Annotated in this window: 11 protein-coding genes and 1 pseudogene; 4 read left to right on the top strand and 8 right to left on the bottom strand. The window is 69.9% G+C overall.

Annotation, left to right across the window (positions count from 1 at the left end):
• From ACWCO3_RS19140 to ACWCO3_RS19120, 5 genes are all read right to left on the bottom strand, one after another.
• On the bottom strand, positions 1-842 hold an 842-nt coding region (locus ACWCO3_RS19140; RefSeq protein ID WP_450011224.1), incomplete at its 3' end, for a carbohydrate ABC transporter permease.
• A complete protein-coding gene (locus ACWCO3_RS19135) occupies positions 839-1747 on the bottom strand; it encodes a carbohydrate ABC transporter permease (protein WP_145779940.1) in 909 nt (302 codons plus the stop codon). The genes ACWCO3_RS19135 and ACWCO3_RS19140, both read right to left, overlap by 4 nt.
• A 68-nt stretch (positions 1748-1815) precedes the next feature.
• Complete coding sequence (ngcE, locus tag ACWCO3_RS19130; protein ID WP_450011221.1) at positions 1816-3231, bottom strand: N-acetylglucosamine/diacetylchitobiose ABC transporter substrate-binding protein; 1416 nt, start codon at positions 3229-3231, stop codon at positions 1816-1818.
• A 330-nt stretch (positions 3232-3561) separates the two neighbouring features.
• On the bottom strand, positions 3562-4314 hold the full coding sequence (locus tag ACWCO3_RS19125; protein ID WP_145779938.1) for a hypothetical protein: 753 nt from the start codon (positions 4312-4314) through the stop codon (positions 3562-3564).
• 30 nt (positions 4315-4344) lie between these two features.
• Positions 4345-5214, bottom strand: a complete 870-nt coding sequence (locus ACWCO3_RS19120) for a hypothetical protein (protein ID WP_357929213.1) — start codon at positions 5212-5214, stop codon at positions 4345-4347.
• Between the two features lie 82 nt (positions 5215-5296).
• Between ACWCO3_RS19120 and ACWCO3_RS19115 the strand changes: the two genes are divergently transcribed.
• Positions 5297-6250, top strand: coding sequence for a hypothetical protein (locus ACWCO3_RS19115; protein WP_450011219.1), 954 nt, complete (start codon positions 5297-5299; stop codon positions 6248-6250).
• A 48-nt stretch (positions 6251-6298) separates the two neighbouring features.
• Here the strand turns inward: ACWCO3_RS19115 and ACWCO3_RS19110 are convergent, their stop codons facing one another.
• Both ACWCO3_RS19110 and murD read right to left on the bottom strand, forming a co-directional pair.
• Entirely contained in the window at positions 6299-7117 is an 819-nt protein-coding gene (locus ACWCO3_RS19110; RefSeq protein ID WP_358166196.1) for a poly-gamma-glutamate hydrolase family protein, read from the bottom strand.
• Positions 7118-7207: 90 nt separating this feature from the next.
• Positions 7208-8554 (bottom strand): UDP-N-acetylmuramoyl-L-alanine--D-glutamate ligase, encoded by a 1347-nt coding sequence (gene murD, locus ACWCO3_RS19105; protein WP_358166194.1) that lies wholly within the window; start codon positions 8552-8554, stop codon positions 7208-7210.
• An 82-nt stretch (positions 8555-8636) separates the two neighbouring features.
• Between murD and ACWCO3_RS19100 the strand changes: the two genes are divergently transcribed.
• Complete coding sequence (locus tag ACWCO3_RS19100; protein WP_450011216.1) at positions 8637-9980, top strand: hypothetical protein; 1344 nt, start codon at positions 8637-8639, stop codon at positions 9978-9980.
• A gap of 57 nt (positions 9981-10037) precedes the next feature.
• Here ACWCO3_RS19100 and ACWCO3_RS19095 read toward each other — a convergent pair.
• Positions 10038-10601: pseudogene (locus tag ACWCO3_RS19095) on the bottom strand (PAC2 family protein); the annotation flags it as partial.
• A gap of 277 nt (positions 10602-10878) precedes the next feature.
• On the opposite strand from ACWCO3_RS19095, the gene metH reads away from it, so the two are divergent.
• The gene (gene metH / locus ACWCO3_RS19090; protein WP_425280577.1) at positions 10879-14379 is read left to right on the top strand and encodes a methionine synthase; all 3501 of its coding nucleotides are present in this window, start codon (positions 10879-10881) and stop codon (positions 14377-14379) included.
• 160 nt (positions 14380-14539) lie between these two features.
• Positions 14540-15142 (top strand): SMI1/KNR4 family protein, encoded by a 603-nt coding sequence (locus ACWCO3_RS19085; protein ID WP_354887172.1) that lies wholly within the window; start codon positions 14540-14542, stop codon positions 15140-15142.
• The last annotated feature ends 544 nt before the right edge of the window (positions 15143-15686 follow it).

Below are 15686 nucleotides of genomic sequence, written 5' to 3'. Positions count from 1 at the left end.
GTGCCGATCGACATCGGCGAGGTCGGCTTGGCCACCCGCAGCATGTGGTGGAAGCGGGCCGGCTGGCTCACCGAGAGCGCGAAGAGCCCCTGCGCCAGCATCCACTTGGAGTCGTCGCCCTGCATCAGCACCTGCGGCAGCAGGAACTGGTTCCAGTGACTGAGGAAGTTGAAGATCGCGACGCTGATCAATCCCGGACGCGCCATCGGCAGCATCACCCGGAAGAAGAGCCGGAAGTGCCCGCAGCCGTCGACCATGGCGGCCTCGGCCACCGTGGTCGGCAGGGTCCGGAAGAACGCGGTCAGGAAGAACACCGTGAACGGCAGCGAGTACGCCGCGTACACCAGGATGAGCCCTTTCCAGGTGCCGAAGAGGCCGGCGTTGCGGACCACGAAGAAGAGCGGCACCAGGGCGAGGAACACCGGGAACATCAGCCCGCCGACGAACAGGTAGTAGACGACCTGGCGGCCGCGGAACTCGTAGCGGGCGAAGACGTACGCGGCGGTCGCGCCCATCAGCATGGTCAGGGTCACCGAGCCGGTGACCACCACCAGGCTGTTGAGGAAGTACCGGCCGATGTGCGCGCCCGTCCAGGCCCGCGCCCAGTTGTCCAGGTGCAGAGTCCCGGGGAGCCCCCAGGGGTCGGCCAGGATCTCACCGTTCGTCTTGAACGAGCTGACGAACATCCACAGCAGCGGCAGTACGGTGAGCAGGCCCCAGAGCAGCAGGAAACCGTGCGAGAGCGTGTTTCCGATGCCGAGCTCCCGGCGCACCGGACGGTCCCGACCGGTTGTCGACGTGGGCGTGGGGCTGGGCTGGGTGGGCTGATCAAGAGTGGTCACGAGTACTCGATCCGATCGCGCCGGCCGACCCGCAGCGACAGCACTGCCACAGTGAGGGTCAGGAAGAACATCACCACGCCGATCGCCGAGGCGTAGCCGAACTTGGTCTCGCTGCCGAAGGCGGTGTCGTACATCCGTACGCCGATCACGTCGGTGGAGAAGTTCGGGCCTCCGTTGGTCATCAACTGCACGAGGATGAACCCGTCCAGGGCGAAGATGGCCAGGTAGACCCAGGCGACCTGGATGGTGTCCCAGAGCAGCGGCAGCGTGACGCGGCGCAGCGTGGTGAACCGGGACGCCCCGTCGAGCAGCACCGCCTCGTAGATCTCCTTCGGCACGGCTGACATCGCGGCCCCGAACAACACCACGTAGAAGCCGACGTTGCTCCAGACCATCACCGCCAGTACGCACCAGAACGCCGTCGCGGGGTCGCCGAGCCAGGTTGGCGCGGGCAGCCCCACCGCGCGCATGACTCCGCTGAGCAGCCCCTGGTTGGGGTGGTACACCTCCTTCCACAGCAGCGCGATGATCACCACGGAGAGCACCTGCGGGAAGAAGTACACGGTGCGGTAGAGCGCTCCGCCGCGTACCCCGGTCACGCCGGCACGGCCCTTGCGCCCACCGAGGGCGAGCATGCTGGCGAAGAAGAGCCCGAGCAGGATGGTCAGCACCGGCACCAGGCCCAGCAGGATCGCGTTGTTCTTCAGCGCGTTCCACACGTAGCCGTCGTGCCACAGCGTCCTGAAGTTCGCCAGGCCCACCGGGTTGGCCTCGGCGGAGTAGCCGAGCCAGTCGGTGGTGGAGATCTGGAACGCCTGCAGGTACGGCGAGACGACGAAGAACACGTACAGCAGCACCGGTGGCACCAGGAACACGACGATCAGCGGCCACTTGCCATGTCTCACGAGGAGGACCTCTTCCGTTGGGGTGCGGCCGGTGGGGTCGTCAGCTCCCCCACCGGCCGGTCGGGCCGTCAGACCGCTCGCTTGTACTTTTTGATCGAGCTGTCCTGGGCGATCGAGTCGGCACCCTTCTGGCACTGGTCGAGGAATTCCGCGGGGCTCGTCCGGCCGCTGAAGAACTCGCCGCACGCGGCGTCGACGAGGTTGCGCTCCAACTTGCGGTAGTAGTTGTTGTAGACCCAGTTGAAGCCGTTGGCGCCGGACGCGTCGAGGGCCTTGACGACGCTGTTCAGCCCGTACGGCAGTTCGACGCCCTCGGTGGCGCCGGCGACCACGGTGAGGCTGGCGACCTTCTTCGTGAAGTCCTGGGCGCCCTTCTTGGACAGCATGGTCCGGAAGTACTCCAGGCCACCGGCGCGGTTGCGGGCCTTGGCGGGCACCATGAACGGTTCGCCGGCGGTGCCCCGGATCGCCTCGAACGGCAACTTGTCACCACTGCCCAGGCTCGGCGTCGGCGCGATGGTCATGTTGAACCCGGCCGGGGTGACGTCCTTCTGCTCGCTCTCCAACCAGGAGCCGCAGGAGATGAACGCTGCCTTGCCCTGGCACCAGGCGGTCTGCGACTGCTTGTGATCCAAACCGGACGAGCCGTCCAGGATGTACCTGTCCTTGACGATCTGGTGCCAGGCGTCGGCGGCGGTCCGCATCGACTCGGACTTCCAGGCGTTCGGTTCCAGGTTGTCGATGGCTGTCGCGACCGACGGGCCGCCGAGCTTGATCGCGGTGGCGATCACCGGCCAGCTCATGTAGCGCGGGTGTAGACCGGCGTACGTCCACGGGGCGATGCCGGCGGCCTTGATCTCCTTGCAGAGCGCGATGTGCTGGTCCCAGGTCTTCGCGTACTCCCAGGAGCGGTCGGCGAACAGCTTGTTGGAGTACCAGATGCCGTAGGCGGTGTACGTGTAGTTGAGGACCAGGAACGCGCCGTCGTACGAGCCGGCCTCGACAGCGCCGGGCAGCAGGGTGTCCCGGACCGTCTTGCCGGGGATGTCGAGGCTCGGCGCGTCGAGCAGCTCACCGAGGTCGGCGACAGCTTTCTGGCTGACCAGTCCGTTGAAGTCGATCTGGCCCGCGCCGGAGTTGTTGACCACGTCCGGCGGGGTGCCGTCGACGAAGCGGGGCTGGAGGGTCTTGCTGATCTCCTGGGTGGCGGAGTGCTTGACCTTGGCCTTCGGGTACTTCTCGGTGTACATGGCCTCGTGGGCCTTGGCGTACTCCTCGCCGAACCCGCCGCCGAAGATCACCACCTCCAGTGGGGCGTCCTCCTTCACGCCGAGCGGGTTCTCGGCGCTCTTCGTGCCCTGGTAGGTGCCGGCGTCGCTCTTGTCACCGCCGCCGCTGGTGGCGCAGCCGGCCAGCAGACCGGCGGCGGGGGTGGCCAGCACGCCGGCGGCAGCGGTACGCCGCAGGATGTCACGCCTGTTCATGGATTCTCCTCGGGTCGGGTCGGGCGGGCCGCCGGTGTCAGGGGGAAGGCGACCGCCGCGCGAGGCGCGTTGATTCTCTTCAGTTCATGCTCTGTTGCTGAAGAATTTCTACGACAGCCGGGCCCGGACTTCAAGTCCTGACTGTCGAACCGTTATCGCCACCAGCGGCCAACGAGGTGCCGACGCCCCCCTTCGCGCCAGCCGGCCAGCCGCACCCCGGTCGGCCGGGAGCAGCGCGTCGAGGGGTCCCACACGTCCACCAAGGCCATGGTCGTTATCGGACACAGTCGCGACCGTTCGCGGTGGATCGCGTACCCCGTCGGCCCCGACTCAGCGTCGGCGGCCTGGACCGGTCGGCCCTACGGACGGCAACGGCAGGTGCAGCGCGGCGGCGACCACCGCGAAGGCCGCCCAACCGGCACCCAGCGCCACGGTCGGGGAGACATCCTGAAAATAGTGGTACGCGGTGAGGAAACCGACGAGCGCGAGACTGTTGCGGGCGAAGTGCCGGCTGAACTCGACCAACTGACGGCGGGCCTCGACAGCTACCAGCACCCCCGAGTACGGGAAGGTCACCACCATGCCGCGCAGCACGGCACCGAGAAGCGTGGTGAGGACCGCCCCAACGAAGATCACCACCAGCTTGAGCAGCGGCGGCAGCCCATCCCGTCGGGCGTCCACGGAGGGCCGTGCATCCGCGGGGGCGGGTCGCGCGGGGGCACGTCGGCGCAGCAGCAGCATCGCCGCCAGCCACAGCACGAGCGTGCCGGCGAGCGCCGCCCCGAACGGGATGCCGACGGCCAGCAGGCCGGCGCTGAGCGCCACGTAGACGGCGATCCCCGCGCCGTCGGCGAGCAGGATCGGCCACCGCAGCCGCTGATAGGTGAACGCCACGGTGACGAAGAAGAGGTTGAGCCCGAGCACACCGACCACCTGCGCGCCCTCCACCCGGTGGCCGCTGCTGACCAGGGCGAGAGTCATCGGCAGCGGCAGGCTGTAGACGAGCGCTCGGAGCCGGACCGAACGGATCAGGCTGACCGCCCAGACCACTGCCGTCACCAGCAGGACCCCACTCCACGTCATGGCGCATCCGCCTCCGCCCCGCGAGGGCCGTCAGTCCTGAAAGGTCGCGGCGCTCGCGCAGAGGTCGAACACACGGGTGAGCCGGGCGACGTCCGTCCGGTTGACGGAGAACTGGTTCTCGCCGATCTCGCCGTGGGCGGTCATGCGGGCCTCCCAACAACTCGACAGGTCCCACAGCGTCAGGTTGACGTGCAGTTGAGGGCTGACCACACCGAGGGGCAGGAGGCCCACCCGGGCTCCGGCCGCGCGCTGCTTCTCGACCAGGGCGGACAGCTCCTCGGTCAGGTTGGCGTAGACGAAGACCCGGGTGACCTGGACGCCCCGTTGCAGGGCCTCCACGTTGGCCTCCCAGTAGCGCCGACCGATCTCACTGCGCCACCAGCTCAGCTCCCCGCTCACCCGGGGCATCACGTTGGTGAGGCCGTCCAGCCGGTGCAGGCAGGTGCGGGTCGCGCCAGCCAGGTCCTCGTCCTCGTCGCCCCGCCGGATGATCCGGCCGTACGCGAGTTGCTCGGCCTCCAACCGGAACTGCTCGTACCGCCGCTGCGCCTCCACCGCGACCCGGGTGCCCGCGTGCTGCTCGGTCGCGTCCCGGATGGCCCCGGCCAGCTCCGTCGTGGTCTGCGTGAGCCAGGGCGGACCCTCCAGCAGGGTACGAAGGTGGAACCGGCGCTCCGCGCGGGCCAGCGAATCCACCAACAGCGAGATGGTGATGCCCATCAGGCCGGCCAGCAGCGACTCCACGCCGGAGGCGGCGTTGCTGAGGTCGAGCGCAATGCTGAGGGTGATCGACAGCGTGATGCCGACCAACGCCACCGGATCGGTGTGCGTCACGAGTCGGAGAAAGCCGCCGGCAGAGGTGCTGCCACGTGCCCGCAGACGGGCCGCGTCACGGGTCATCGAAATCCCCCAATCAGCCGCTGCCGCCAGCGTAAACACCAGCTACAACAGCCCGTGGCGGCACACCGGTAGCATCCGGCAGGTGCACAGAGCGGACACATCACCGGCGGTCGCCGAGCGGCTCACGCAGGACGTCCGGGCCTGGGTCTGCTCCACTCCGCTGCGCGGCCTGGTCCGCCACTTCGGCGGCGACTGGCCCCCCGGTGACCTCGCCGAGGTGCTGTGCTTCCTGGACGACTTCTCCGCCCGACACTGGGATTTCCGGGGCGGTCGGGAGCGGCCCGACGCTCGCGAGCCCGACCTCGATCCCGCCACCACGGCCCTGGTCCTCGACACGGCCGCCGCGCTCGGGCTGATCCACCCGGTGCCGCCGGCCCGCCCGGCGTACGCTCACCTGGTGGTGCTCGGCGGCCTGGCGCACGCCTGTGTCCGCCGCGTCGGGTACGCCGCGCACCTGCTCCGCGCCGGCCTCACGGTGAGTGGTGAGGTCGCCGTGCTGGGCAGCTTCCGGCCGCTGTCGGACTGGGAACGCCGGACCCTGGCCGACGCGAGCCTGCCCGCCGACGCCACCGAGGTGGACGTGCTGGACACCGCCGTCCGGCGGGTGTTCGAGGTGGCCGCCCCGGCCGAGGAGGCCGGCGTCGACGCCGGCCACCCGCACCACTCCTGGTCGTCGCGGACCTACCGACCGGCAGGCCTCCCACCGGTACGGGTGCTGGCCGCGCCGTCCAGCGAACCGGACCGTCGACGGGCGCACACCGCCGACACGCAACGCTTCTGGGCCGGGCACGTCCAACTCGCCCCGGGCGACGAGGTGCTGACGGTCACCGCGCCGATCTACGTACCGTTCCAGCACTGCGACGCGCTGCGCACCCTGGCCGTGCCCTACGGCTGCGACATCGACACGATCGGGGTGGACCCGGCGGTGGCCGACCTGGCGGTCCTACCCGAGCAGACGCTCACCCCGGGCCGTTACCTCCAGGAGATCCGCTCGGCGATCCGCTCGATGCGCGCCCTGCACGACCTGGTGCGTTGAGCCCGACCCGCCCGCGCCGTGGGGTGCGGGCCGGCCGGGACCGGCGGCTCACACGGTGGCGCGCAGGGCGAGTGCCGTCCGGGTCGCTGCCACGAAGGACCAGAAGACCGGCCGGGTGCTGTTCCGACGCCCGGCCCGGGTGTTGTCGTCGAACATCGACACCCGCAGCGGGGTCGTCAGTTCAAGCTGCACGCCCGCCTTCGTCAGCGTCCGGTTGCAGATGTTGCCCGGGTGGGTGCCGTCGATCGCGTCGTTAGTGCCCTGGGCCACCTTGACGCCGACCTTTGCGAACTCCTGGCGCAGCAACTCGCGCAGCACGGTGTCCAGCCCGCCGATCAGCACTGCGGCGCTGCCGCTGGGCTCCCCGGCCTGGGCCTCGGTGCAGCCGTGCAGGGCGACCCCGTAGCGGGCTCCGCCGCAGATCGACTCCGCCCACGGGTCGTCGCAGTGGGTGGAGGTGACGTGCAGGGCGCCGTTACCGGTGCCGAGCAGCCCTTCGAACATCCAGTAGTCGTGTTGGCCGAGGCCGTCGCTGAGGGCCGCCCCGGTGCCGGGGTGGACACCGGCGACCGCGAGGCAGAGCTCGGAGGTGCCGGTCTCGATGCCACCACCGTGCGGCGCGATCACCGCCGCCTGCGGAAGGCCCACATCCACTGTCAGGTCGGTGTCGAGCACGCCCAGACGGCGGTATCGGCGGGCGTACTGGGTGCCTTCGGTCAGGGTCGGGTCGGCGTACAGCTCGGTGTTCGAGGCGTACCCGTCGGTGGTGGCCGCCCGAGCGGGAGTGCCGCCAGCCAGCAGGGTCGGGCCACCGACCGCCGCCGTCGCCAGCGCCGCCAGGACCGTTCGTCTCGAGGTAACCGTCATCGTCTCCCCCACGTGATCACCGAATGGTTGCGCAGAGATTAACCTCGGTGACGGCGGTGCGATGTCCCACGTGGACGGTGGCGCGAGTGTTCACCGTGCCGTGTCGGCCACCGCCTGGGCGAAGACCTCGGAGCGGTGCTCGAAGTTGCGGAACCGGCCGTAGCTGGGCGCGGCCGGCGACAGCAGCACCACCCCGCCGACCGGGGTCACCTCCCGGGACAGCCGTACCGCATCCACCAGGTCGTCGACCAACTCGGTCCGTACCTTCGGCAGGTTGGCGAGCGCCTCGACGATGCGTACGCCGCTGTCCGGAATACCGATCACGGTCAGCTCCCGCTCGGCCAGGTGCTCGGCCAACGGCGTGTAGTCCAGCCCCCGGTCGTTGCCTCCGACGATCACCGTCAACGGCCGCCCGTCGTACGCGTCGATCGCGTGCATCGCCGCGTACGGGCTGGTGGCGAGGGTGTCGTCGACGAAGGTCAACCCGGACGGGTCGGTGATCTCGGTGAGCCGGTGGGCCAACCCCTGGAACTCGGCGACCGCGATGGCGAGGTGGTCCTTGCCGGCCACCACGTCGACGCCGAGCGCGTCGAGGACGGCGAGCGCGACGCACAGGTTGCCCTCGTTGTGCCGGCCGACCAGCGGGAGCACGGCACGCGGGAAGAGTGGCTGGTCACCGAGGTGGAACCACTGGGTGCCGTCGGCACCGGTGGCGACGTGAGTGGTGTCGGGGCGACCTGCCCGGACCGCCGGCAACTCCCCCAACTCGGCGGCGAGCCTCGGGTCGCCACCGTTGACGACGATCGTCTGCGGGTCGTGGGCGAGCAGGTTGAGCTTGTCCCGGTAGTACTCCCGCTCCCCACCGTGCGCGTCCAGGTGTTCGGGGAAGAGCGCGGTGACCACTGCCACCCGTGGCGAGTCGGCGAGATCGCTGCACTGGTAGCTGGACAGCTCCAGCACGTACAGCTCCGCCTCGGGCAGGTCCAGGGTCGGCACCCCGATGTTGCCGCCGAAGACGTTCGGCCGGCCCATCGCGGTGAGCAGGTGACTGATCAGGCTGGAGGTGGTGCTCTTGCCCTTGCTGCCGGTGACCCCGACGGTGCGCGCGGCGTGGTCGGCCATCCACAGCGCGGTGCCCTGGGTCACCATGACCCCGCGTCGACGCAGTTCGACGAGCCACGGGTGGGTCTGGGGCACGCCCGGGGAGCGGACCACCACGTCCGCGGCGGCCAGCCGTTCGAAGCCCGCCTCGCCGGTCACCAGCGGCGCCGCCTCGGCCAGCGGGCCTTCCCAGGGCAGCGACAGGAAGTTCGCGCTGTCGTCGACGGCGACCAGGTCGGCCGGGCCGTGGGCGGCGATCGCGGTCACAGCGGCCCGACCTTCCCGCCCGGTGCCCCAGACGGCGACGGTACGTCCGCGCAGGTCAGACAGGCGCACTGGGCTCTCCTCGGGGGTCACGGTGGCGGAAGGGCAGGCCCGGTCCGGACACGGCCGGACGAACCAGGGCCTAGTATGGCGTGTGCCTAACGAGCAGCTACGGCGGATGGACGCCTTCACCTTCCCGTCCTACTCGATCGACTTCGCCACCGGCGAGGTGTTGTTCGACTACGCCCTGACCGGTCCTACCGGTGAGCAGCGGTTCACCGAGGTGATCACCCTTCCGCTGCCGGCGGAGCCACCCTCGGACGAGACCGTGGCGACCCTCAACCGGGTGCTGGAGGTGCTGCACCTCGTCGCCGGCGTCAGCTACTACAAGGCCGCCGCGCCGCCCCGGCTGGTGCTGCCGGCGCCGCTGGGCGCGGCCGTCGCCGACTACGTCACGGCCGTCTACACCAAGGGCCTCGCGGAGTACGCGTACCGCAACCAGCTGCCGCACGTGCTCCAGCTGCGCCCGGAGGTGCCGGCCGGCTCGCCGAAGCCGCCCCGGGTGTACGACGACTCCGACCGTCGCCCCCTCTCGGCGGTCGGCGGCGGCAAGGACTCGATCGTCAGCCTGGAGGCGCTGCGTCGCGCCGAACTGGACCCGGTGCCGTTCTCGGTCAACCCGAACCACGTGATCGTGGCGGTCAACGAGGCGTCCGGGCTTACCCCGCTGGCCGCCCGGCGGCGGATCGACCCGGTGTTGTTCGACCTCAACAAGGCCGGCGCCCTGAACGGGCACATCCCGGTCACGGCGATCAACTCGCTGATCGCGGTGGCCACCGCCGTGCTGCACGGGCTGGGCCCGGTGGTGATGTCCAACGAGCGTTCGGCGTCCGACCCGAACCTGGTCTGGGACGGCCACGAGATCAACCACCAGTGGTCCAAGGGTGTCGAGGCGGAAGGGCTGCTGCGCTCGGCGCTGGCCGAGCACGCCGGCCTGACCGACCCGTACTTCTCGCTGCTGCGGTCACTGTCGGAGCTGCACATCGCCCGGCTGTTCGCCGAGATCACCCGGTACGACGACGTGGTGACCAGTTGCAACGCCGCGTTCAAGCTGCACGACGCGAGCGAGCGCTGGTGCCGCGACTGCCCGAAGTGCCGTTTCGTCTTCCTGGCCATGGCGCCGTTCATGTCGCGGGAGCGGGTCACGCACATCTTCGGCGGTGACCTGCTCGCCGACCCGGAGCAGATCCCCGGCTACCGGGAGCTGCTGGGCGTGGACGGGCACAAGCCGTTCGAGTGCGTGGGCGAGGTCGAGGAGTCGGTGGTGGCTCTCGGTCTGCTCGCCGAGCAGGACCAGTGGCGCGACGCCCCGGTGATCCGCGCCCTGGTGGAGGCGGTCCCCGCGACAGCCTGGTCCGCGGTGGCGACGACGGACGTCTTCACCCCCGGCGGCCCGAACCACATCCCCCCAACCTACGCAAAAACCCTAAACCTCTAACCCCGGCCCGCCCGGCCCCGGTGATCATGAAGTTGTTGCCACTCGCATCGGCGTGTCATGGCACCAGAACGAGACAGCGTCCACCTCGGCGCGGGCGCAGGCGTCGTGCAGCACGCCCACGATGCCGGTCGGCCCGTCGTAGCGGGTGGGGGTGAGCTGGTAACGCTCGGCGGCCTGCGCGTCGGAGGCGCTGCCGCTGATCGGCAGCGGCCGAGTGTACGGAACGTCGGCGAGCAGCGCGCCGAGCAGCACGACCCGTTCCACCTCGAGGCTGTGGCAGATCTCCAGCACCTGCTCGCAGAACGTGCGCCAGCGCATGCTCGGCTCGATGCCGCGGATCAGCACCACGTCACGGTCGGTGCCCTCCGGGCTGGCCACCATGAACCGGGTCGTCGGCCACTCCACCCGGCGGGTCTCTCCGTCGGCCATCGTGATGGTGGGCCGGCTGACCTGGAAGTCGTAGAAGTCCTCCGGATCCAGCTCGGCGATCTGCCGGGCGTTCCAGACCTGCTCCAGGTGCTCGACCGCGGCGGTGGACGCGTCAGCGGCGTCGTTCCAGCCCTCGAAGGCGGCGATCGCCACCGGGGACCGCAGCACCGGCAGTCCGTCGAACTCGGTCACGCCGTCACCTCACCCTGCTCGTTGCGGTCGGCGCCGGGATCGCGCCCGGTCGTCGTACCGTGTGGCACAGTGGCGTCCCAGTTGTCCTTCACGTCCGCCAGCCTACGTGCCGGGCAGGGATGCGGCCCGTCGGCCGCGCCGGTCCACCGGACCGGCGACCGGTCATACACGAACGAACCAGACAGCGTGATCCCGGCGACACAATATGGGAACGCGCGCCGAGGGGCGCTGGGTGCGATGCGGACCGCACTAACCTGAACGGGTGCGGACTTCGTTGATGGATGTGCTGGCCGACCGGATTCTCATCGCCGATGGGGCGATGGGCACGATGCTGCAGGCCGCGGACCTCACGCTCGACGACTTCGACGGTCTCGAAGGGTGCAACGAGATCCTCAACGTCACCCGGCCGGATGTGGTGCGCGGCGTGCACGACGCCTACCTGGCCGCCGGCGCGGACTGCGTGGAGACCAATACCTTCGGCGCCAACCTCGCCAACCTCGCCGAGTACGACATCCCGCAGCGCATCCGGGAGTTGTCCGAGGCGGGCGCGCGGATCGCCCGGGAGGCCGCCGACGCGGCCAGCACCCCACAGCGACCCCGGTTCGTGCTCGGCTCGATCGGGCCGGGCACCAAGCTGCCCACCCTCGGGCACGCCGACTACGCGACCCTGCGCGACGCGTACCAGGAGAACGCGGCCGGTCTGATCGAAGGCGGCGCGGACGCGCTGATCATCGAGACCTGCCAGGACCTGCTCCAGGTCAAGGCGGCGGTGGTCGGCTCGAAGCGGGCGATGGCGGAGCTGGGCCAGTCGGTGCCGATCATCTGTCACGTGGCGGTGGAGACGACCGGCACGATGCTGGTGGGCAGCGAGATCGGTGCCGCCCTGGCGGCGATCGAGCCGCTCGGGGTGGACCTGATCGGCCTCAACTGCTCGACCGGCCCGGCGGAGATGAGCGAGCACCTGCGCTACCTGTCGCAGCACTCCCGCATCCCCCTGTCGGTGATGCCGAACGCCGGCCTGCCGGTGCTGACCGCCGACGGCGCGTACTTCCCGCTGACCCCGGTGGAGCTGGCCGAGGCCCTGGAGCGGTTCGTCACCGACTACAGCGTGGGGCTGGTCGGCGGCTGCTGCGGCACCACGCCGGAGCACATCCGGGTGTTGTCCGAGCGGCTGCACGGCAGCATCGCTCCGGCCCGTGAGGCCCGGCACGAGGCGGGTGTCTCCTCGGTGTACCACCCGGTGCCGTTCGCCCAGGACGCGTCGGTGTTGATGGTGGGGGAGCGGACCAACGCCAACGGTTCGAAGGCGTTCCGCGAGGCGATGCTCGCCGGCGACTGGCGTGCCTGTGTGGAGATCGCCCGCAGTCAGGCCCGGGACGGCTCGCACCTGCTCGACCTGTGCGTCGACTACGTGGGCCGCGACGGCACCCAGGACATGCGCGAGCTGGCCGGCCGGTTCGCCACCGCGTCCACCCTGCCGATCATGTTGGACTCGACCGAGCCGAACGTGGTCGAGGCCGGGCTGGAGATGCTCGGCGGGCGGTGCGTGGTCAACTCGGTGAACTTCGAGGACGGCGACGGCCCCAACTCCCGTTACGCGCGGGTGATGCCGATCGTCCGTGAGCACGGCGCGGCGGTGGTGGCGCTGCTCATCGACGAGGAGGGGCAGGCACGTACCCAGGAGTGGAAGGTGCGGGTCGCGGCTCGGCTCATCGACGACCTGACCGGCCGGTGGGGCATGGACCGCGCCGACATCCTCATCGACGCGTTGACCTTCCCGATCGCCACCGGGCAGGAGGAGACCCGCCGTGACGGCCTCGAAACCATCGAGGCGATCCGGGAAATCGCCCGGCGTTATCCGGGCGTCAACTTCACCCTGGGCATCTCGAACATCTCCTTCGGCCTCAACCCGGCCGCCCGGCAGGTGCTCAACTCGGTGTTCCTGCACGAGTGCGTGCAGGCCGGCCTGACGTCGGCGATCGTGCACGCCAGCAAGATCCTGCCGATGTCGAAGATCCCCGACGAGCAGCGCGAGGTCGCCCTCGACCTGGTCTACGACCGGCGCCGCGAGGGGTACGACCCGGTGCAGCGCTTCCTCGAACTCTTCGAGGGCGTGGACGTGACCAGCGCCCGGGCCAGTCGGGCGCAGGAGCTGGCGGCGTTGCCGCTGGACGAGCGGCTCAAGCGGCGGATCATCGACGGTGAGCGCAACGGCCTGGAGGCCGACCTGGACGACGCGATGGCCGGCGGCCGGTCCCCACTGTCGATCATCAATGACATCCTGCTGGACGGCATGAAGGTGGTCGGCGAACTGTTCGGCTCCGGCCAGATGCAGTTGCCGTTCGTGCTCCAGTCCGCCGAGGTGATGAAGACCGCGGTGGCCTATCTGGAGCCGCACATGGAGACCACTGAGGATGGCGGCAAGGGCCGCATCGTGCTCGCCACCGTGCGCGGCGACGTGCACGACATCGGCAAGAACCTGGTCGACATCATCCTGTCGAACAACGGCTACGAGGTGGTGAACATCGGCATCAAGCAGCCGATCAACGCCATCCTCGACGCCGCCGAGCAGCACCGCGCTGACGCGATCGGCATGTCCGGGCTGCTGGTCAAGAGCACCGTCATCATGAAGGAAAACCTGGCCGAGATGGCCACGCGCGGGGTCGCGGAGCGCTGGCCCGTCCTGCTCGGAGGGGCGGCGCTGACCCGCGCGTACGTCGAGGACGACCTGCGGGCGATGTTCCCCGGCCAGGTGCACTACGCGCGGGACGCGTTCGAGGGCCTGTCCCTGATGGACAAGGTGATGACCGCCAAGCGCGGCGGCGCCCCGGTGATCGACCCGGAGCGGGAGGCCGCCCTCGCGGCCCGACGCGCCCGCCGGGAACGGCAGCGCACCATGGTCACCGAGTCACTGCCCGAGCTGCACGACTCCTCGGTCCGCTCCAACGTGGCAGTGGACGTCGAGGTGCCCACCCCGCCGTTCTTCGGCACCCGGGTGGTCAAGGGCGTGCCGATGGCGGATTATGCGGCGCTGCTCGACGAGCGGGCCACGTTCCGCGGGCAGTGGGGCCTCAACGGCGCCCGGGGCGGCAAGGGACCCTCCTACGACGAGCTGGTCGAGACCGAGGGTCGGCCGCGTCTGCGGTACTGGCTGGACCGGCTGATCGCCGACCAGGTGCTCGAGGCAGCCGTGGTGTACGGCTACTTCCCCGCGTACTCCGAAGGCAACGACCTGGTGGTGCTCGACGAGAACGGGCACGCGGAGCGCGCCCGGTTCTCCTTCCCCCGGCAGCGGCAGGAGCGGCGGCTCTGCCTGGCGGACTTCTTCAAACCCAAGGGCGACCAGCTCGATGTGGTCGCGTTGCAACTGGTCACCGTCGGGCAACCCGTCAGCGAGTACGCGGCGAAGCTGTTCGCCCGCAACGAGTACCGCGACTACCTGGAGGTGCACGGGCTGTCGGTGCAGCTCACCGAGGCCCTCGCCGAGTACTGGCACCGGCGCGTCCGCGCCGAGATGACCCTGCCCGACGGCCGTCCGCTGGGCCACGACGACCCGACCGACCTGGCCGGTCTGCTGCGCAACGACTACCGGGGCTGCCGGTACGCGTTCGGCTACCCGGCATGCCCCGACCTGGAGGATCGGGCGAAGATCGTGGACCTGCTCGGCGCGGACCGGATCGGTGTCGAGCTGTCCGAGGAGTTCCAGCTCATGCCGGAGCAGGCCACCGACGCGATCGTGGTCCACCACCCGGAGGCCAGCTACTTCAACGCCAAGTAACGGGCGCGGGTGTCCTGACCTGCGCCTGAGGCCGTCCGGAAGACCATTGAGCAGCCGTGGCGCACTCACATGCCGACTGACCGCATGTCCCCGGTCTAGGCCTGGCTGGGTGATGTAGCTGGGAGAGCAAACCGCAAAGCCATGGTGGTTGACTACCGGCATGGCAGATAGGCGCGATGACCTGCCGGCGCGGCTGGAGCAGGTGGCGTCGAAGTTGGCGTCCGCAGCGTCGTTGCCCGGCGAGCCGGTCATGTTCGGTGCGGATTCCCACCGTTTCCGGATCGGGCCAGCGCTATCAGAAGATGCGGTCGTCGTTTTCGAGAAGCGTCACGGGGTCACGCTGCCGCCCGACTATCGCGGCTTCATCACCACGGTCGGGCATGGAGGACCCGGTCGGTTCGGTGGAGCCGGACCCTTCTATGGCCTGTTCTCGATCGAAGACTGGGAGTGGGCACTGCTGGGCGACCCCGACGTCACCATGTTGGCCAGGCCGTTCCCGGCCGAGCCCGGCCGGGTGTACGACGATTGGCTAGCTGAGGCGTCGCCGGGCGAAGACGACGAACCGTACCGCGGAACGTTGGCGCTCAGCCATCAGGGCTGCGACGACCTGTCACTTCTCGTCCTCAGCGGCCCTGCCCGCGGGCGGGTGGTCGAAACCTGCCCAGGCAAGCAGGGGCCCCGCTTCACTCAGGATCCAGACTTCCTTTCCTGGTATGAGAGATGGCTGGACGCCGTTCTGGCCGGCGAGCGGCACTTCCGCTGAGCGGCCGGTCGATCCCGGCAGTCGGTGCACACCATCTGCTTGGAGAGCTTCCTGTCCGCCAGTGCGACGCTGCGGCTCGACTTTCCTGCCGCGTAGGCCCCTGCGCGGACCGTGAGCGCCTCCGGGGCGCCTTGAGGATCATGTCGGGCATCAAGTGAGACGCGAGTGTCACGCACGTCCCGAGACCGGACAGGCCGGCTGCCTGCCGGTGTGGAAGGACTTTCTGTACGTCTATCAAGGCGGCCCGAGACGGGCCGCACGCGCCGCCGCCTGGGCGCGCGTCCGACGCTCCGCTGGCGCTCCGACTCCGGCCACGCAACACGCCCGGCGGCTGGCGCGGAAGCAGGAAGCCCAAGGGGCCGTCTCAGAACGACAGGCGGTTGGCCGGGTGGTGGTGGGCCGGCAGCCGGATGGCCGCGCGGGCCACGATCCCGCGCGGCGTAGGGAGCGCACGGCGGCCGCGTCGGCGCGCTGGCGGCGGTCGCGGGGTTGCGGTTACTGCGCCTCCGGCGGGGGCGCTCGGGCTCCGAGATGGTTGCAACCC

This window comes from Micromonospora sp. NPDC002411 (genome assembly GCF_053592955.1).
This window is presented reverse-complemented; position numbering and strand designations above follow the sequence as displayed.

What these genes read in the sequence shown, in the direction of transcription:
- ACWCO3_RS19110 (WP_358166196.1), bottom strand. Translation starts at nt 7,117, where the DNA reads ATGACGGTTACCTCGAGACGAACGGTCCTGGCGGCGCTGGCGACGGCG.
- ACWCO3_RS19120 (WP_357929213.1), bottom strand. Translation starts at nt 5,214, where the DNA reads ATGACCCGTGACGCGGCCCGTCTGCGGGCACGTGGCAGCACCTCTGCC.
- ACWCO3_RS19085 (WP_354887172.1), top strand. Translation starts at nt 14,540, where the DNA reads ATGGCAGATAGGCGCGATGACCTGCCGGCGCGGCTGGAGCAGGTGGCG.
- ngcE (WP_450011221.1), bottom strand. Translation starts at nt 3,231, where the DNA reads ATGAACAGGCGTGACATCCTGCGGCGTACCGCTGCCGCCGGCGTGCTG.
- metH (WP_425280577.1), top strand. Translation starts at nt 10,879, where the DNA reads ATGGATGTGCTGGCCGACCGGATTCTCATCGCCGATGGGGCGATGGGC.
- ACWCO3_RS19125 (WP_145779938.1), bottom strand. Translation starts at nt 4,314, where the DNA reads ATGACGTGGAGTGGGGTCCTGCTGGTGACGGCAGTGGTCTGGGCGGTC.